Here is an 18,141-nt window from a genome sequence, read left to right as displayed (position 1 = left end):
CGCTCCGGGAGCCTCCCCACACGGAAGTCCGGCCTTCCCACCGGCTGTGCGGGGAGCTCCTCGAAACTTTCGAAATCTCCCCGTCGCACCTTCCTGTTCCCGCACATCGACCCCGGCAAGGGCCGGCCAGGCACCGGCGTCACCAGTGCGGTGCACCGGATCGGCCGTCCCGGCGTCCATGTGCTCAAATGCTGGATGGTCGACCCGACGGTGGTGCTGCGGAACCCGGTGGTCGACACCGGCGGTCTCAAGCCCAGCTACCTGGGCCCGCCGGGGAGCCTCCGGCCGAACCGAGCCGAAGGGCGTACGGGCAAGGGGAGCTGACATCTAGTGTCTGATTCTTGCCTACTCATGTGCAGAGTTGTGTACGGTGATCAGCATGTATCGGATCAGCGAGTTCGCGCAGCGTGTTGGTCGCTCCGCTTCTACTGTTCGCAGGTGGGAGCGCGAGGGGCGTATCGCGCCGCAACGCGTGTCCGGTCAGCGGTATTTCACCGATGCGGACGTGCGGCAGGTGCTCCAGCCTGGTTTCGACGAGTCAGCGCGTCGGACCGTCGTGTACTGCCGGGTGTCCTCGCCTGGCCAGAAGGACGATCTGGCCTTGCAGGTGCGGGCGATGGAGGAGTTCTGCCGGGGCCGCGGTCTCGCTGTCGATCAGTGGATTCGCGAGGTCGGTGGAGGGATGAACCTCCAGCGGAAGAAGTTCCTCGCCCTGATGGATGCGATCGAGCGGGGCGAGGTCGGCACGCTGGTGATAGCGCACAAGGACCGGCTGGCCCGGTTCGGGTTCGACTACTTGGAGCACGTCGCAACGAAGAACGGCTGCACCATCGTGGTGGCGAATCAGGAGTCACTGTCGCCGCAGGAAGAGATGGTGCAGGACCTGTTGGCAATCGTGCACACCTTCTCTGGTCGCGTGTACGGTCTGCGACGCTACGAGAAGACGCTGAAGGACGAGTTGGCCGGCGGTGGCCGGTGAAAGTCACTCGCGTCGCCTACTCGAAGAGCCTCAACGGCGGGAAGTACAGCCGGTTAGAAGAGCAGGCTCGCCGCCTTGGTGTGGTTCGTTCGCTGGTGTGGCGGCAGTTCGGCTCGGTGGGCGGCCTCGCGTGGTCGGACCGGCAGATCCGTGATGTGTGGATCGTCGACGGCACCGCGCAGACCTTCGGCGTCCTGGCGAACGCGTGGAAGGAGACCGTGCGGGACGCGGTCGCCGACATCACCGCCAACCGGGAAGCGGCCAAGGTCAAGGTCCGCCGTGCGATCAACCAGCGCACCAGGGAAGAGGCCGAGCGGAAGCGACTGTTCAAGCTGCTGAAGCGGGACACCTGGTCCGATGACCCATTCCTTGCCCGGCAGATGCGCCGGCACTGGAAACGCGGACGCAACCGCACCCACAACCAGATCGTGGTCCGCGCCGACCAGTACAAGACTTTCACCCTCACCGAGGGCGGAAACGTCTGGCTCGCCGTGCCCGGCCTGGAGCGCCGCCAGCTCGTACGTATCCCGCTGGACACCACGGTTGCCCCGACCGGCACGCTGCGGCTTGTCCTGCGCAGCAACCGGGTCGAGGTGCACTACGCCATCGACGCGAAGGACATGAAGTCCTCCAAACGTCCTGTCGGCACCCGCACGATCGGCGTGGACAAAGGATACACCGAGGTCCTCACCGATTCCGACGGTCGGCACCACGGAACCCGGCTCGGCGACATGCTGACCTCCGAGTCCGATCACCGGAAGGTCAAGAACGCCCGGCGGGCCAAAATTCGCAGCATCGCGGAGAAGGCCGAACAGCGTGGCGACCTGGCTAAAGCCCGGCGTATCCGTGACAACAACCTCGGCACCCTCAAGCGTGACCGGCGCTCGGCCGCGTGGCAGTGCCGAGTCCGCGACCTCACCTTCAAGGCCGTGCACGCGGTTGCCGACAAGGCGGCCGTGATCGTGGCCGAAGACCTCACCAGGACTTTCGCCGGCGTCAAGAAGCTCGGAAAGGACACGAATCGACGCCTCGCCGCGTGGACCAAGGGTGTCACCGCGGAAGCGCTCAATGCCGTGTCGGACCGCAGAGGTTCTGCGGTGCGGCTGGTCAACGCTGCCTACACATCACAAGTCGTCCCCTTTACGAACATCCTTGGTGTCCGCAAAGGGGACCGGCTTCACTGCACCGAGTGCGGGGCTGTGTGGCAAGCCGACCACGCCGGAGCGGTCAACATCCTGCACAGGGACGGTGATCCCGACATCACCCTGTTCACCCCGCACACGCGGGTGAAACAGCTCTTGCAGGAACGTACCGACCGCCAACGGTCCCGACTGCCGATGGACCAGGACTCCAGCACGTCAGCACAACTGTGCTCGTGCGGAGAGCGAAATATCCGAATGCTCAACAACGAGCAATAAGTAGGAAGCAGAACAGAACGATGACGCATGGGATCGAGGACCACGACGGACACGCCGCGTCCCTGGAGGTGACCTCCGTCGGGGCGGGGGTCCGGATCCGGGGCGTGGCGCCGTCGGGTGAGATCGCTGTGATCTGCACCCCGGCCCGCGCCCGGGAGCTGGCGGCGGCTCTCGCCCGCGCGGCGGACGAGGCCGAGAGCGCGCAGTCGGCGCAGCCCGTCACCGTGAAGGCGGGCGAGCTGCGCCGCGGGGACGTACGGGACGGCGACCGGGCCATGACGGTGGAGAACGTCCGGATCGACGGCGCCACCGCCCGGGTCACCTGGAAGTCGGGCGCCGGACGCAGCTGGACCCAGGAGTACGACGCGGACGCCGCGATCACGCTCGGGCGGCGCGGGTAGACCGGGTACGGCGGCGCCCTTGTACGAGGAAGGTCGTAATCTGACGGGCGTCGGCGCCGAACCGGTCGGGCCGAACACGGGCGTCCCGGCCGACTGGCACTTCGCCCACCTCGCGGCACGCGCCATCGGTGGAACCGGACTCGTCCTCACCGAGGCGATCGCCGTCAGCCCCGAGGGCCGGATCAGCCCGGCGGACCTCGGCATCTGGAACGACACCCAGGCCGCCGCTTTCCGGCGGATTACGGACTTCCTCAAGGCGTGGGGATCGGTTTCCGTAATCCAACTCGCCCACGCGAATTCCGATGCCGGTGACGGGTAGAGCCCTACGGAGGGTCGGCCGTCGGCCCGCTGGCGCGGGCCGAACTGACGCCTGACGGCTACGCGGGCTCCGGGTAGTCGGGGGCTGAACAAGGGGGGCGGGGTCTGCGCGGCACGTGGGTTACCTCCGCAGTTGAGGGACTGGAGGATGGGCAGCACTCAACTCGTGAACACGGCAGCGCTCTCCTGTGAAGCATGTTCCGCTATTTGGGTGCCTTGTCGGGCATATGCATGCTTGGGCATGGGTGGCACCGCTATCACTTGGGCGACAAGTCCACCCCACATCTGGAGCGTCATGAAGATCTCCCGTTGGGCCGTAGCCCTCGCCCCTGTAGTGGCCGCTGGCCTGCTCACGACCGCGCAGGCCCCCACCGCCTCCGCCGCAACGTTCACCGCGGAGCTGGTGGCCCGCAACAGCCAGAAGTGCGTGTCGGTCGAGGGCGCGAGCACCCAGAACGGCGCCGCCGCAGTCCAGTGGGACTGTCTGGATGCCCCGAACCAGCAGTGGAAGCTCGTGGCCACCAGTGCTGGCTACTACACGGTGAGCGCCGTGAACAGTGGCAAGTGTTTGTCGATCAGCGGCGCCAGCGTCCAAAACGGCGCCACGGCGGTCCAGTGGGACTGTGTGAACGCCTCGAACCAGGAATGGAGGCTGGTCCAGAAGGACAGCGGCTACTTCTCCATCGAAGCCCGACATAGCGGCAAGTGCCTCTCGGTCATCGGCCAGAGCACCGCAAACGGCGCCGCGCTCGTCCAGTGGGACTGCGTGGAGTACGCCAACCAACACTTCCGTCTCGACTGAGCCCACAGGCTCCAAAGCAAGGGACCAGCTCGGCGTCCCGTTTCTTCCGTTCCGGTACAGGCTCCCGCGTCTGTGAACCGCATCCACGTGCCCCGGTCCGGCGGCGGGCGTCCACGGACACGGCCCGTTCACGTGCTGGCCGATCGGGCGTACTCCTCCGCGAGTTCCGCGAGTACCAGCGCCGGCGGTAGATCCCGCACACCATTCCGGAGAAGCGGGACCAGGCAGGACACCGGCGCCGCCGGGGCTCGGCGGGCGGGCGCCCGCCCGGCTTCGGCCGCGAGAAGTGCAAGGCCAGGCACAAAGTCGAGAACCGGATCGGTTTGCTGAAACAGGCCCGCGGCGTCGAGACCCGCAACGATAAGCTCGCCGTCCGCCACGAGGCGTCCAACTCACCCTCATACGACAATCGCTGTGACCGCACCTCATACACAATCCCGATCACACCACGGGCCGTCCGGCACCAGGGCGCCGAGCGCGGTCAGCAACTGCGGCGGCTCAACCGGGTCCGGCAGTGAGTCCAGATCCGACCATGCGATCCAGGCATGCGTGTCCAGGTTGGCCTGCTCGTCGGGGAGCAGACCGGTCCGCACCAGGGCTGGCTGCTCGTCGGCAAACTGAGCGACGAAGAAATGCTCCGTCCCGATGTACCGCTTGCCGTTCCACTGCACATCACGGTCGACGAGCACCGACCGGTCAAGGACGGCAGCCGGGTCGAGTCCGGTTTCCTCGACCAGTTCACGTCGTGCCGCGACCAGCGGCGTCTCGCCAGGCTCGATGCCGCCACCGGGCGGCTCCCAGAGCCATGTCCCATCGAACGGATCCCGCCAGCGCAGAAGAAGCAGACGGCGGGCGGCGTCCAGGCAGATGACCCGGGCGGCGGGCCGGTGCGTTGTTTCCACCGTCCTGACGCTATGCGGTAATCGAAATGTCGATCAAGGCCTGTGTTGATCGACATCTCAAACACGGCTTATTTGGTTCGGCCCGTTCGATGGGTTCATAGACCAAGGAAGGCAGGGATCCCGTCCCGGCCTTTGAACTGCGATGCGGCGGGCTCCACGTAACAATTCAGCGCCTCCCTGGATGGCGAGTGGCAGCTCTCGCCACGGCCACAGGAAGCGGTTTAGCCGCGTGGCTCACATCCCGCTAGCCTCAATACCGGTAACTTAGGGCGCTTTGGTCCGCTTGACCCGTTTGGGTTTGGTGGCGTTGACGATGGTGAGAGTCGGGATAGCTGGACGGTCCGTAACACGGTGGGCGGCGCGTTTGAGGGGCCAGGCGAGGACTTTGCGTTTGATGACGACTCTGGTGCGCAATTCCGGGTGGGTGGTCAGGCTGTGAGTCGGTAGCTGAGGCGGGTGAGGTTGCTGGTGCGGCTGCGGTCCAGTGGATGCTCGGTCCAGTGGGCGTCTAGGCGGACGACGTTGATCGCGGTGGCGGAGAAGGCGTGCTGGAGGCGGACTTTCGGCAGCCCGCGGTAGCGGGCCCGGCGGATGCCGGTGATGTCGAGTGCCTGGTTGATGGTTCCTTCCACTCCGGCCCGCAGGGCGTACTTGTCCTTCCAGGTCTTGGTCTTCTGTTCGGCGCGGGCGGCGGCGAGGACGGTGTGCAGGTGCTCGGGGTAGAGGGTGAGCATGCGGTTGCCGCGCCGGGCCGAGGTGCACTCGGGTCGGACGGGGCATGCTTGGCAGTCCGTCTTAGCGAACTCGACGACGATGGCGTCTCGTTCGCGTTGTCGCACCGGGTGCCATCCGGTGCTGGTGTTGCCCTGGGGGCAGCGGACCCGTCGGGCTTTCCAGTCGATCCGGAAGGCGCTCTTGTCGTAGCCGGCGTGGCTCTTGGCCTGGGCGGATCGGTCGAGGAGGACGGGAGTGACCATGACGGTTCCGCGGCTGCGGGCGGTCTCGATCAGTTCGGCGGAGGGGTAACCGGAGTCCAGGTAGTGCTCGGCGGGCGGCAGGCCGCGGTCGGCGAGTTGTTGCTGGATCGGCGCGGTGGCCTTCACGTCCGGCACCGTCGACAGGGTGGTGGTCACATCCGTGATCAGGTTCGGCCGTCCCCGGACTTCGGCTTCGGCTTCGGCTTCGGCTTCGGCTTCGGGGGGAGTGTTGTCGCAGCTCTCGGTGAGATGGACCTTGTAGCCGAGCCAGAACAGGTCGTCGCCCTTGGCGGACCAGCGGGCGTCGGTGTCGTAGGGCGAGGCGAGGCGGAGATGGCCGGGCGGGACACCGTCCTCGTCGGCTTCCCGCTTGCTGACCACCTCCTTGCCCCGGCTGCTGGTGCGGACGGTGTAGGTCTGCACGAGGACTTGGCGCATGATGTCCACGGCCCCGATCTCCCGCAGCCAGGCCGGCGCGTCGGGCGACCAGACGGCCCGGCACAGCCGCAACGCGTCCTGTCCGTAGACCTGGGACAACTGGTCGCGCTTGACCTTGGAGCCGGGCAGTTTCCAGCTGTCGACCCGAGGTCCGTAGCGGTGGGCGAACTCCGGCACGTCCACGGCCCGGGCCAGCCAGTCCGGTGCCGCGACCGACAGCGCCTCCAGCGCAGCCCGCACGCTCTCCCCGGCCAGCTCCAACCGGTTCAAGTCCCGTACCGCGCTGACCACATGGGTGGAATCGGTGCGCTGCTTTCCTCCCGCGGCCACCAGCCCGGCGTCCACGCAGTACTCAAGGAGCCGGTCGAAGACGACACGCTCCATGCCGTTGCCGACCAGGCGGGCCCGGAACCGGGGCAGCACACTGTGGTCGAAGCCGGTGTCCGTCAGCTCCAGGCCGAGGGCGTACTTCCAGTCGATGGCCCGTATCGCCATCGCCGCGGCCTGCCGATCAGTCAAATTCTCCGCGAACTGCAACACCGTGACCAGCGACAGCATCCCCGGCGACAGACCCGGCGCCCCACGCACCCCGAACGCCTCGGCGAACGGCTCATCGGTGAAGACCTCCCCGAGCCGGTCCCGCACCCGGATCGCCAAACTCCCCTGCGGGAACGCCGCCCGCGCGACCCGCACCGTCTGCTCCGGCACCGGCGGCAGCCCCATCGGCCGCAACGACATCACAACCCACCCTCCACGGCCGGACGACACGTAACGACCGCAGGAACGATCATCACCTACCGGTCAAGCAGCCGCAGAGAATTGCGCACCAGAGTCGCGGGTGAGTCTGCCGGGGGGAAAATGCCGCCTGGTCGGTGACCTGGCGGCGCACGACGCGCACTGAACGGATGAAGGAGATGCGGTCGGGATCCTGACCGGCTTGGTTCGCGGCCTGGTGCATCAGGTGCCGGATAGCGTGGTGGACGAGCAGGAAGCCGTAAAGTTCCTGCTCGGCTCCGTGAGGGTGTTGTGAACGCAGCACCAGGTGCGACCCGCCGAGGTGGGTCTTGATCTCGTCGAGGGTGGACTCGAACTCCCATCGCTGGGCGTAAAGGGCTGCCAGTTCCGCGGCTGGGGCCATGGACGGGTCGAGGATGGTGGTGAGGAGCCGGTAGACACCCTCGTGGCCGGCGATGGTGTACTCCACCGCGCGCACCCGCACCCCACGACGAGTGTGGTGGATGTCGCTCCGATCGAAAATTTTCGGTGAGGTAGGAGCCGTCCGGCAGTTGCTCCACCACCGGCAGCACCAGGTCCTTGCGCACGCGCCACAACAGGTCCGCCCCGGTGGCTGCCGCTTTGCACCACAGGTCCACGCCGTAGAAACCGCGGTCGGCCAGGAGCAGCATCCCCGGCCGCAGGGACCCCAGCACCGCCCGGGCCAGTGTCTGCTCTCCGGCGCGCAGACCTCCGACCGCAGCGTCGAAAACGACGTGGGTGCCGCATTCCACCAGGCCGACCATGCGCAACTGCGGGCGGCCGACCTCAAGTTCGCCCCGCCCGGAGCGGGGCGGGCGGCCGAACGCTTCCATGTTCGCTTTCGTGTCCGGCAGGTCAAACGTGGTGCCGTCGATCGCGGTCAGCCGCCAGACGCCGTAGAAGGCGCCCTGCGTGTCGGGTGTGGCGACCGGACAGCACACGCGCGCGAACAGCCGCCGCAGAGGCGCCACACCCAGCCGGGACCTGGCTTTCCAGATCGCAGCCGTACTCGGCACCACCCACGTCCCACGCCAACGCCGCTCGTCCTGCAGACCAGCTGTCAGCAGCCGGGCGACTTCCTCATAGCTCTGCCCGGAGAACAAACACATCGCCAGCACGAAATAGACCACCAACCGGGCCGGCAGCAACCGGTTCCGCAGTTGCATCCGGCCCGTCTCCACCAGTACCTCGTCCACCAGCGACCGAGGAAACGCCTGCGTCAGCACTCCGACCGCAACTCGGTCCGACAACCGCTCACCAGATGACTTCAGTTGGCCCGCTCTTGGCATACCAACAACAACGAGCAGAATCTCCGTAAGTTACCGGTATTGAGGCTAGCCTCAATACCGGTAACTTAGGGCGCTTTGGTCCGCTTGACCCGTTTGGGTTTGGTGGCGTTGACGATGGTGAGAGTCGGGATAGCTGGACGGTCCGTAACACGGTGGGCGGCGCGTTTGAGGGGCCAGGCGAGGACTTTGCGTTTGATGACGCGGGGGTTGGATCTGCGGCGTCGCGGTGGCAGGAGACGCTCGATGAGTTCAGCGTGGGTCGCTTTGACCGCGCGGGTGAGTCTGCCGGGGGAAAATGCCGCCTGGTCGGTGACCTGGCGGCGCACGACGCGCACTGAACGGATGAAGGAGATGCGGTCGGGATCCTGACCGGCTTGGTTCGCGGCCTGGTGCATCAGGTGCCGGATAGCGTGGTGGACGAGCAGGAAGCCGTAAAGTTCCTGCTCGGCTCCGTGAGGGTGTTGTGAACGCAGCACCAGGTGCGACCCGCCGAGGTGGGTCTTGATCTCGTCGAGGGTGGACTCGAACTCCCATCGCTGGGCGTAAAGGGCTGCCAGTTCCGCGGCTGGGGCCATGGACGGGTCGAGGATGGTGGTGAGGAGCCGGTAGACACCCTCGTGGCCGGCGATGGTGTACTCCACCGCGCGCACCCGCACCCCACGACGAGTGTGGTGGATGTCGCTCCGATCGAAAATTTCGGTGAGGTAGGAGCCGTCCGGCAGTTGCTCCACCACCGGCAGCACCAGGTCCTTGCGCACGCGCCACAACAGGTCCGCCCCGGTGGCTGCCGCTTTGCACCACAGGTCCACGCCGTAGAAACCGCGGTCGGCCAGGAGCAGCATCCCCGGCCGCAGGGACCCCAGCACCGCCCGGGCCAGTGTCTGCTCTCCGGCGCGCAGACCTCCGACCGCAGCGTCGAAAACGACGTGGGTGCCGCATTCCACCAGGCCGACCATGCGCAACTGCGGGCGGCCGACCTCAAGTTCGCCCCGCCCGGAGCGGGGCGGGCGGCCGAACGCTTCCGTGTTCGCTTTCGTGTCCGGCAGGTCAAACGTGGTGCCGTCGATCGCGGTCAGCCGCCAGACGCCGTAGAAGGCGCCCTGCGTGTCGGGTGTGGCGACCGGACAGCACACGCGCGCGAACAGCCGCCGCAGAGGCGCCACACCCAGCCGGGACCTGGCTTTCCAGATCGCAGCCGTACTCGGCACCACCCACGTCCCACGCCAACGCCGCTCGTCCTGCAGACCAGCTGTCAGCAGCCGGGCGACTTCCTCATAGCTCTGCCCGGAGAACAAACACATCGCCAGCACGAAATAGACCACCAACCGGGCCGGCAGCAACCGGTTCCGCAGTTGCATCCGGCCCGTCTCCACCAGTACCTCGTCCACCAGCGACCGAGGAAACGCCTGCGTCAGCACTCCGACCGCAACTCGGTCCGACAACCGCTCACCAGATGACTTCAGTTGGCCCGCTCTTGGCATACCAACAACAACGAGCAGAATCTCCGTAAGTTACCGGTATTGAGGCTAGCCTCGCCGTTTCAGTTGGGGCGATGAGGCGTCGTTGAGGGGTAACTGTCGGGTGGCCGACGCGATTTCGGTGTTCGGACATGGTGGAGACCCGGCGCGGTGGTCGGGTTCTCCAGGGTCCTTCGTGTCGTGGGCGGTCAGGGCTTTGCCGGTCAGCCGGCGGGACGGGGCAGTGCGGCGAGGCGATAGAAGGCCGTGGCCAGTTCGTTTCTCCAGGGCCAGGTCCCCGATATCCGCAAGCGCAGGCATCGGCCGCCGCGGGTGAGGCGGGCGGCGACGTGCAGCAGCCGGTAGCGGAGCTTCTTCGGCTCGGCAGTGGCCAGTTCCCCGTCCAGCAGCAGGACGCGCGTCCAGGCCAGCAGATCGATCGCCGCGAGGCTGAGTTCGAGCCAGACGGCGTTGACGGCGAAGTCGCGGGAGGGGAAGCGGCCGAAGCCGGTGGTCTTGCCGCACCGGATGTGGTCCTCAACAGTGGCATGCCCGCGGTGACGGACCTCCAGGAACTGGGCGGATCCGCCCCCGGAGTACGGGGTGTCGGTGAGGAACACCTGATGCCGCAGGCCCTCGTCCTGATCGAACAGGGACAGCTGGGCTCCGGGGTGCGGCCGCTCCCGGCGCACGATGATGCGGGTGCCGGTCGGATAGCCGTCCAGATCGACCATGCCAGTCAGCTCGGCGACCTCAGCACCGTCACGCAGCGTCCCGTCCTGGTCCAGGGCGGGATGCCAGAGGCGGTCGGGCATGGCCCGGACAGCTCGGCGGACCGGCTCGGTGATTGCGTATCCGACCGAGAAGAAGGTACGAATTCCTCGTTTCCGGTTGTCGCGGACGTGGGCGAGGAAGGCTTTCGCGGATCCGGCACTGTCGGCGCGGACCAGGATGTCGGTGCCGTGCCGGTGAGCGTCGGGGATCTGCGCGAGTGCCTGGTCGAGCACCGTGATGTGATCGGCGGCAGTGTTGGCTCCGGAGTTCCCGGGCCGCAGCCGCCCTGACACGGCCTCGCCGGTGTTCGCGAGGTAACACAGCAGCGGGTGGAAGCCGAAGCCGCCCTTGTAGGTGGGTGCGGCCTGCTCTTTCTCGGAGTGGCAGGTCACCAGCGTGGCGTCGAGGTCCAGAACCAGGCCGGGAAGTTCTCGTCCGCCGGCCCGAGCAGCAGGTATGCCCTCACCGGTCTCGGCGGCCTGCAGCCAGGCGACTTCCCGGGCTGAACCGCGGGCCGCTCGCAGCGAAGCGAGTGCAGCCTCGTCGGTGTCGGCGAGCAACCGCCAAGCGGTGGGCGTGGAGGCGACCGGGCCGAACACCTCTGCCTGGTCCCGCAGCACGGCCAGATCCGCGATCGCCTCGCCACCGTCGGCGAGCATTACCGCCAGGTCGGTGGCGACCCGGCCCGGATCATGCCCGGTCCCGCGCGGCCGAAGCGACCTGAGAGCGGCGGAGTACGCGGCGGTCAGCCCGGTGGCATCAGCGAGATCCGCCAGCAACCGTGCCCCGGCATGCCCGACCACCCCCGAACCATCGGCACTGACATGGACCTTGGGACGCAACCCGATAGCCTGCACGTAGAAAGTGCCCTCCGCCTGGACCGACAGAACCCCTCAGCAAGGTTCATCGTCCCAGGTCAGGAAGGCACTTTCGCGTTTCCGCCCCAAAGTCAGCCGTACCCAAGTGAAACGGCGAGGCTAGCTCGGTGCCCCGATTTCCGTTGCTGTCCTGAGCCCGTGGCATGCGTGGCACCGAGGGCCGGGCGGACGCCGTCCTCCTCGGCCGTGAACTGCTGCGGAGCCCGCCGTGGGCCCAGTACGCGGCCCGCGAACCGGGCGGCGAGGTCCGTGCGCCGGAGCAGTACGTCCGCGCGGACCGCGCCGTTCCGGGCCTCCCGCACCGAGTCGCGTCCCGGCGAAGTCGCCCGCAGCCGCTTCGAGTTCAGGTTCCCCCACCTCGCGCCGAAGCCGGTCCGGGCCCGGATGTCGCGACCCCCGGACGGGAATGCCGAAATGCGCGGTGATGTTGGTACGGCCATGACCTTTTCTGTGGACGTGACCGTCCGGGGCTACGAGCTCGACACACAGGGGCACCTGAACCAGGCCGTCTATCTGCAGTACGCCGAGCACGCGCGCTGGGAACTGCTGCGCGCGGCCGGCCTGTCGCAGGAGAAGCTGCTGGCCAGTGGCGTCGGGCCGGTGGCCCTGGAGACGACGGTGAAGTTTCTGCGGGAGCTGCGCGGCGGGGACCGGGTCCGGGTGACCTGTCGGTTCGTATACGGCGCGGGCAAGACGTTCGAGGTCGCGCAGCAGATCCTCAAGGAGGACGGCACGGTCGCGGCGCAGGTCACCGGCGTGGCGGGAATGCTCGACCTGACGGCCCGCAGACTGATCGCCGACCCGGCGGGACACCTCGCCTCACTCGCCGAGAACCCGGACCTGCTGGGCGGCTGACCTGCTGCCGAATCCGGTGTACGGCGGATCCCGAACTCAGCTGCTCCTGCTTCGACCTGCCGGTGTCCAAGTCGATGTCCACACCGTTTCCGGGTGCTCCGCGAGAGCGGCATTGTCGAGCAGATCTACCGAGGTACGGCCAAGATGAACGGGCTGCGCCGCGACGATCTGGAAGCGCTGTTCCCCGGCCTGCTCGACAGCGTCCTCGACGCCGCGAACCGGCAGGCGCGGCGCGACGGCGAAGGCCGGTAGCCTCACGATCCGCCCGGGTCGCCACCCTGCGCGGCGCGCAGCAGCCCCGCCCAGTCCGGGATCTTCACCGGTCCCCGGCCCAGCGACCTGCCCAGCGCCGCCTCTGCCCGCTCGATGGACAGCCAGCCGTCCCATTCCACGGGGCGCAGCCCCCACGACCGCAGCGCGGCCACGGGGTCGGGCGCCGACGGGCGCGCGGCGAGCAGGGGGGCGTCGTCGAGCAATGACCCCACCGTCTCCTTCGCGCACGACCGGTTCGAGCCGATCACCCCGGTGGGCCCTCGCTTGATCCACCCGGCGACGTACTCCCCGGGCGACGGCACCCCGTCCCGCAGTATCCGCCCCGCCAGCTGCGGCACCGTCCCGCGCACCGCGTCGAACGGCAGGCCGGGCAGCGGCAGCCCGCGGTAGCCGACGGCCCGCAGCACGAGCTGGGCGCCGATGTCCTCGTACGCACCGGAGTCGCGAACGCCCCCGCTGCCGTCCGGCACCGTACGGGCGAACCGCACCCCGGCCACCCGGCCGTCCCGCTCCAGCAGCTCGACGGGACGCAGGAAGAACCGCAGCCGGATCGTGCGCGCGGGGCTTTCCTCCGCGCCTTCCTCCGCGCCCACACCCGCGGCGCCCGCCGCGGCCCAACCGCGCAGGACCTCGACGTTGCGCCGCGCCGCCGCGGTCAAGGGCGGCGCGTTCGGCGGTGCGGAACGGGCCGAGGGGGGAGACGGATCGACGTACGCAGGGTCGAGCGCCAGCTCCGCCTCGTCCACGACCACCCGCGCCCGCGGCAGCGCGCCCAGCTCCCGCAGCTCCTTGGTGGTGAACCTGGCCTGCGAGGGGCCGCGTCGGCCCGCCATGTGGACCTCGCGCACCCGGCTCCCGGCCAGCGCGCCGAGCGCGGCGTGCGGTACGTCGGTGGGGTGCAGCTCGCGCGCGCTCCGGGCCAGGATCCGTGTCACGTCCACTGCCACGTTGCCGGCCCCGATCACCACGGCGGAACGGGCCCGCAGCGCAAAGCTGTCGGCGGCGGCGTCGGGGTGCGCGCTGTACCAGGAGACGAACTCGGTCGCGGAGTAGCTGCCGGGCAGGTCCTCGCCGGGGATCGCGAGGCCGCGGTCGGCCGCGGCCCCGACGCAGTAGACCACCGCCTGGTAGAGCTCGCCGAGCCGTTCGGGCGGGATCCCGTCGCCGCCCACCTCGACATTGCCGAGAAAGGTGATCCGCTCGTGCTCCAGGACGGCCCGCAGGCCGTTCTGCAGCGACTTGATCTTCTCGTGGTCGGGGGCGACGCCGTAGCGCACCAGGCCGTACGGGCAGGGGAGCCGGTCCAGGACATGGACCCGGACACCAGGCACCCGGTCCTGCCCGACCAGGGCCTGGGCGGTGTAGACCCCACTGGGACCGGAACCGACGACGGCGACACGGAGCACGGCGCACCTCTTCCCACAGGCTCTGTCCAGCATGGCACCGGCGGCCGGTGCGGGGGAGAGGCGCGCCCGGGGCGCGATCAGGACGACATCGCGCGCATTCGGTCGATCTCCACCGTCTGCTGGGCGACGACATCCCCGGCCATCTCCTCGACCAGCACGTCGTTGCCCTGCGAGAGCACGTCGGTCGCCATCGTGATCGCCCCCTGGTGGTGGGTGATCATCAACTTCAGGAAGAGTTTGTCGAAGGCTGCGCCGTCCGCCGTCCGCAACTGCTCCAGCTGCGCCGGGGTCGCCATGCCCGGCATCGCCGAGTGATCGTGGCCGGTGCCGCGCTTCACCCCGTCGTTGTGCGTGAGCCATCCCTCCATCGCGCCGATTTCCGGCTTCTGGCCCGCGGTGATGCGTTCGGCGAGGCGCTTGACCGCGGCGGAGCCGGAGCGGGCGGCGACGAGGCCGGTCAACTCCATTGCCTGGGCGTGGTGTTGGATCATCATCTGCACATACCGGAAGTCGGCCGAATTGGGGGTATTGCTCCCGGCGGCCTTCACCGCTTCCTCCGCGGTCAGGGTCCGCGCGGGCTCGCCCGGTTTGCCCGGCGCCACCACCGAAGGAGCCCCACCCGCCTGCGTGTTCGTACGGCTGTCACCGCTTCCCGCATCGCACGCGCCCAGTGCGAGAGTGGCGGATGCGACGGCCACGACGAGCACGGATCTGCGTACACACATGGACTGACGGTGGATCAACAAGTGGACCTCCATTGCCATATGGGGCGGATGTCAATCGTCCTAACACGCTTCCGCGCGACAGCGGTCAGAAACTTTCATTACGTCTCTGTTGCCATCTGTTGGGGCAGCCATGGGAAGGACGATACTGCCGGGGTCCGTGAACCGTTCAACTACGTTCGGATACATGGGAGGACGCAGTGATTTCGTTGCACACGAGCCCGGTGCGGCGCAGACGCCTGGGCGTGGCGGCAGCGGCCGCCGGCCTGCTGGCCGCTCTGCTGATGGCCGGTCCCGCAGCCGCGACGCCCGACCCGGGCGCCGCCCGTACCGATATCTCCGCCGCCCAGGAAGCCGCAGCCGCGGCCGCCATCACGAGCGGCGAATTACCCGGCGTGGACGAGATCGTCCACAGTGGCAACATCACCCATCTGGCCAACGTCCCGAAGGACGCGCTCAAGGGGCTGAACACGGACCTGGCTTTCCAGGGGACGTACGCCTACGCCGGAAACTACGACGGCTTCCGGATCTTCGACATCAGAGACCCGAAGGCCCCGAAGACGGTCGCGCAGGTTCTCTGCCCCGGCTCGCAGAACGACATCTCGGTCTCGGGGAACCTGCTCTTCCTGTCCACCGACTCCTCGCGCAGCGACAACTCCTGCACCAGCACCACCCAGCCCGCCACGGAGAAGTCCTCCTGGGAGGGCATGAAGATCTTCGACATCAGCGACAAGCGCAACCCGAAGTACGTTGCCGCGGTCGAGACCGCCTGCGGATCGCACACGCACACGCTGGTCCCGGACGGCAAGAACGTCTACGTGTACGTCTCCTCGTACTCGCCGAGCGAAGCCTTCCCCGACTGCCAGCCGCCGCACGACGGGATCTCCATCATCAAGGTGCCGCGCAACGCACCCGAGAAGGCCGCGGTCGTGAACTTCCCGGTGCTCTTCCCGGACGGCGGCAATCCGGGAGCTCCGACCAATCCGGGTGTCTCCAAGACCACCGGCTGCCACGACATCACCGTGCTGCCCTCGAAGGACCTGGCGGCCGGTGCCTGCATGGGTGATGGTCTGCTGTTCTCCATCAAGGACCCGGAGAACCCGAAGATCATCGACCGGGTGCAGGACAACGTGAACTTCGCGTTCTGGCACTCCGCGACGTTCAACCAGAAGGCGGACAAGGTTGTCTTCACCGATGAGCTCGGCGGCGGCGGCGCGGCCACCTGCAACGAGGAGATAGGCCCGAAGCGCGGCGCCGACGGCATCTACGACATCGTCGGCAAGGGGGACCACCGCAAGCTGGTCTTCCGCAGCTACTTCAAGATCGACCGCCCGCAGGCCGACACCGAGGTCTGCGTCGCGCACAACGGTTCGATCATCCCGGTCAAGGGCCGCGACGTGATGGTCCAGGCCTGGTACCAGGGCGGAGTCTCGGTGTGGGACTTCACCGACTCCTCGAAGCCGAAGGAGATCGGCTACTTCGAGCGCGGCCCCGTCAGCACGGACGCGGTCACCACGGCCGGCTCCTGGTCGGCGTACTACTACAACGGCTACATCTACTCCAACGACATCGCCAAGGGCTTCGACGTCCTGAAGCTCGACGACCGGCGGACCGACCCGGCGAAGCGGGTGCGGCTGAACGAGCTCAATGTCCAGACGCAGCCGGACTACTTCGACCACTGAGCCCGCCCGGTCAACCGCTCGACCCGCACCATCCTGCTCCGTCGCGCGCCGCGTGCGTCCCGCCGGGCCGGTACCACGGCCCGGCGGGACGCGCCGCAGCGGACGACGCCCGGGACAGGAGTACGGCACCCGGCACCCGGGTCAGGCGGCGGACCTGGCGTTCCCGCCGGTCACTGCCGCCCACTCCACGAGCAACCGCTGGTACTGCTCCTCGTCCTCCGGGGACAGGCAGCCGCCTGAGCGCTCCCACAGGTCACGGATCTCTTTGTTCACCACGGCGGCGGTACGCGCGGAATCGGAGGAGCCGGGTCGACGGGGCATGCATACAGGCTAAGGCCACGTTGTGATAATCCGACCCATTGCGCGTCAGGGACATCTCTCACATGTCTCTCGGGCAACGCCCGGCACCAGTCCGAGCGTCCGCAGCCCGTCGGGCCGCTGCTCCACCGGCAGATGGTGGACAAAGCGCACGTCGCAGCCCAGCGCGGCCGCCCCGCCGTCCGCGTGCCGGTCGTCGCCGACCATCACCACATCCGCCGGATCCTGCCCGAGAAGTGTGCAGGCTGTGTGGAAGAGGCGTGTGTCCGGCTTCTGGACGCCGTGCTGGTACGACAAGACGTAGGCGTCAATCAGGGTGTCCAGACCGTGCGCCCGGAAGACCGGCCGCAGGTCCCAGCCGATGTTGCTGACGACACCGATGCGGATGCCGCGGTCGCGCAGTGCGCCGAGCACCTCCGCCGCGTCCGGGTACGGCAGCCAGGCGGCGGGTGACCTGTGCCGCTCGTACAGCGCGTCGTACAGCCCGGGATCCGGGAGGGACACCTGCCGCGCCAGCCCCGTGTACGCCTCCCGGTGGAGGTCCATGCTCTCGTCACGGGTGGCCCACACTTCGGCGAGCCGCTCGGGAACGTGCCGGGGAAGCGGACCGCCCGGCAACGCACCGGCAGCCTCCAGCCCTCGCGCGTACCGCTCGAAGTCGGCCTCGCTCACCTCCACCTCCCGCTCGGCGAGGGCCGCGCGCAACCAGGATTGGACCGATTCGATACGGAAGAGAGTCCCGGAGAAGTCGAAGAGCACACCCTTGATCTGCATGGACGCGATCCTCCCCGGTTCAGGAGCGCCGCGGCAAGGCCGGCCCGCCGCGCTCTTCGTACCGGGCGAAACCGGCGATGGAGAACCCGGCCAGAGCCGCCCCCAGCAGCCAGCCGCCCAGTACGTCGCTCGGCCAGTGCACCCCCAGGTAGAGCCGGGTGACGCCCACCCCGATCACCGAGACCCAGGCCACCACCAGCGCCGCCCGCCACACCCGGGGCCCCGCGCCGTGCCTGCGCAGCAGCCAGAGCAGCAGACCGCAGCTCACCATCGCCGTCATGGCGTGACCCGACGGGAACGCGGCGTAGTGAGCGGAATCCACCGGGTCCGGCCACCGCGGCCGCTCCCGGCCGACCGCGGACTTCAGCCCCTGCTGCAGGAGAGCCGACAGCACGCTCGTCAGGGCGATCCACACCGCGAGCGCCCGCGCCCCGCGCCACCACAGCACCACCACGGCCACCGTGATCAGGGCGCGCATCGTCCACGGATCCCATACCCAGTCGGTCAGGACCCGGTTGGCGTGGACGAGGCCGGGTTCGGTGACCGCCCTTCGGTGCAGGACATCCGCGACCGTACGGTCCAGCGTCATCAACGGCGACCAGCGCCCGGCGACCAGGATCAGCAGGACCAGGGCGAGAGCGGTGCAGACCACGGCCGTGCCGAAGGGGCTCACGTGGGAACGGGTGCGGGCCGGTGGTACCGGCAACGGGGATGACATGGGG

Annotated in this window: 14 protein-coding genes and 6 pseudogenes; 10 read left to right on the top strand and 10 right to left on the bottom strand. The window is 68.3% G+C overall.

The features are described 5' to 3' along the window. Positions 1 to 138 precede the first annotated feature (138 nt). The 6 genes and pseudogenes from OG306_RS04400 to OG306_RS04375 all read left to right on the top strand — a co-directional run. Positions 139 to 324: pseudogene (locus tag OG306_RS04400) on the top strand (hypothetical protein); the annotation flags it as partial. Between the two features lie 55 nt (positions 325 to 379). After that, positions 380 to 979, top strand: a complete 600-nt coding sequence (locus OG306_RS04395) for an IS607 family transposase (protein ID WP_371666215.1) — start codon at positions 380 to 382, stop codon at positions 977 to 979. Beyond that, positions 976 to 2,397: a transposase gene (locus tag OG306_RS04390; RefSeq protein WP_266744721.1), complete on the top strand. Its 1,422-nt coding sequence runs from the start codon at positions 976 to 978 to the stop codon at positions 2,395 to 2,397. Before OG306_RS04395 ends, OG306_RS04390 begins: the two co-directional genes overlap by 4 nt. Before the next feature lie 20 nt (positions 2,398 to 2,417). Further along, entirely contained in the window at positions 2,418 to 2,798 is a 381-nt protein-coding gene (locus OG306_RS04385) for a hypothetical protein (protein ID WP_266744720.1), read from the top strand. 67 nt (positions 2,799 to 2,865) lie between these two features. After that, a pseudogene (locus OG306_RS04380) lies at positions 2,866 to 3,105 on the top strand (NADH:flavin oxidoreductase/NADH oxidase); the annotation flags it as partial. A 306-nt stretch (positions 3,106 to 3,411) separates the two neighbouring features. Then, the gene (locus OG306_RS04375) at positions 3,412 to 3,918 is read left to right on the top strand and encodes an RICIN domain-containing protein (protein WP_266744719.1); all 507 of its coding nucleotides are present in this window, start codon (positions 3,412 to 3,414) and stop codon (positions 3,916 to 3,918) included. 425 nt (positions 3,919 to 4,343) lie between these two features. On the opposite strand, the gene OG306_RS04370 is transcribed toward OG306_RS04375, so the two are convergent. From OG306_RS04370 to OG306_RS04350, 5 genes and pseudogenes are all read right to left on the bottom strand, one after another. Beyond that, the gene (locus tag OG306_RS04370) at positions 4,344 to 4,820 is read right to left on the bottom strand and encodes an NUDIX domain-containing protein (protein ID WP_266744718.1); all 477 of its coding nucleotides are present in this window, start codon (positions 4,818 to 4,820) and stop codon (positions 4,344 to 4,346) included. A gap of 428 nt (positions 4,821 to 5,248) precedes the next feature. Next, the gene (locus tag OG306_RS04365; RefSeq protein ID WP_266744717.1) at positions 5,249 to 6,973 is read right to left on the bottom strand and encodes an IS1182 family transposase; all 1,725 of its coding nucleotides are present in this window, start codon (positions 6,971 to 6,973) and stop codon (positions 5,249 to 5,251) included. 52 nt (positions 6,974 to 7,025) lie between these two features. Further along, a pseudogene (locus tag OG306_RS04360) lies at positions 7,026 to 8,280 on the bottom strand (IS4 family transposase). Positions 8,281 to 8,567: 287 nt separating this feature from the next. Further along, positions 8,568 to 9,761, bottom strand: a pseudogene (locus tag OG306_RS04355) (IS4 family transposase); the annotation flags it as partial. Positions 9,762 to 9,961: 200 nt separating this feature from the next. Beyond that, positions 9,962 to 11,368 (bottom strand): IS1380 family transposase, encoded by a 1,407-nt coding sequence (locus OG306_RS04350; RefSeq protein WP_266744716.1) that lies wholly within the window; start codon positions 11,366 to 11,368, stop codon positions 9,962 to 9,964. A 179-nt stretch (positions 11,369 to 11,547) separates the two neighbouring features. On the opposite strand from OG306_RS04350, the pseudogene OG306_RS04345 reads away from it, so the two are divergent. From OG306_RS04345 to OG306_RS04335, 3 genes and pseudogenes are all read left to right on the top strand, one after another. After that, positions 11,548 to 11,664 (top strand): annotated as a pseudogene (locus tag OG306_RS04345) (NADH:flavin oxidoreductase/NADH oxidase); the annotation flags it as partial. Positions 11,665 to 11,827: 163 nt separating this feature from the next. Beyond that, positions 11,828 to 12,244 carry an acyl-CoA thioesterase gene (locus OG306_RS04340; RefSeq protein WP_266744715.1) on the top strand — a complete coding sequence of 139 codons (417 nt, stop codon included), beginning with the start codon at positions 11,828 to 11,830 and terminating at the stop codon, positions 12,242 to 12,244. A gap of 29 nt (positions 12,245 to 12,273) precedes the next feature. Beyond that, positions 12,274 to 12,496, top strand: a pseudogene (locus tag OG306_RS04335) (transcriptional regulator); the annotation flags it as partial. A 2-nt stretch (positions 12,497 to 12,498) separates the two neighbouring features. Here the strand turns inward: OG306_RS04335 and OG306_RS04330 are convergent. Beyond that, entirely contained in the window at positions 12,499 to 13,923 is a 1,425-nt protein-coding gene (locus OG306_RS04330) for an FAD-dependent oxidoreductase (protein ID WP_266744714.1), read from the bottom strand. A gap of 77 nt (positions 13,924 to 14,000) precedes the next feature. Further along, complete coding sequence (locus OG306_RS04325) at positions 14,001 to 14,687, bottom strand: DUF305 domain-containing protein (protein ID WP_266744713.1); 687 nt, start codon at positions 14,685 to 14,687, stop codon at positions 14,001 to 14,003. Positions 14,688 to 14,845: 158 nt separating this feature from the next. On the opposite strand from OG306_RS04325, the gene OG306_RS04320 reads away from it, so the two are divergent. After that, positions 14,846 to 16,327: an LVIVD repeat-containing protein gene (locus OG306_RS04320; protein WP_266744712.1), complete on the top strand. Its 1,482-nt coding sequence runs from the start codon at positions 14,846 to 14,848 to the stop codon at positions 16,325 to 16,327. Positions 16,328 to 16,468: 141 nt separating this feature from the next. On the opposite strand, the gene OG306_RS04315 is transcribed toward OG306_RS04320, so the two are convergent. Genes OG306_RS04315 through OG306_RS04305 form a run of 3 tightly spaced genes read right to left on the bottom strand, consistent with a single transcriptional unit; the run spans position 16,469 to position 18,137 of the window. Continuing rightward, positions 16,469 to 16,648, bottom strand: coding sequence for a hypothetical protein (locus OG306_RS04315; RefSeq protein WP_266744711.1), 180 nt, complete (start codon positions 16,646 to 16,648; stop codon positions 16,469 to 16,471). A gap of 45 nt (positions 16,649 to 16,693) precedes the next feature. After that, the gene (locus OG306_RS04310) at positions 16,694 to 17,419 is read right to left on the bottom strand and encodes an HAD family hydrolase (protein WP_266744710.1); all 726 of its coding nucleotides are present in this window, start codon (positions 17,417 to 17,419) and stop codon (positions 16,694 to 16,696) included. A gap of 19 nt (positions 17,420 to 17,438) precedes the next feature. After that, positions 17,439 to 18,137 carry a phosphatase PAP2 family protein gene (locus OG306_RS04305; protein WP_266744709.1) on the bottom strand — a complete coding sequence of 233 codons (699 nt, stop codon included), beginning with the start codon at positions 18,135 to 18,137 and terminating at the stop codon, positions 17,439 to 17,441. Positions 18,138 to 18,141: the final 4 nt, after the last annotated feature.

The sequence above is a fragment of the Streptomyces sp. NBC_01241 genome (genome assembly GCF_041435435.1).
GTDB lineage: Bacteria > Actinomycetota > Actinomycetes > Streptomycetales > Streptomycetaceae > Streptomyces.
Note: the sequence above shows the minus strand (reverse complement) of the source record. Positions and strands in the feature narration are given on the sequence as shown.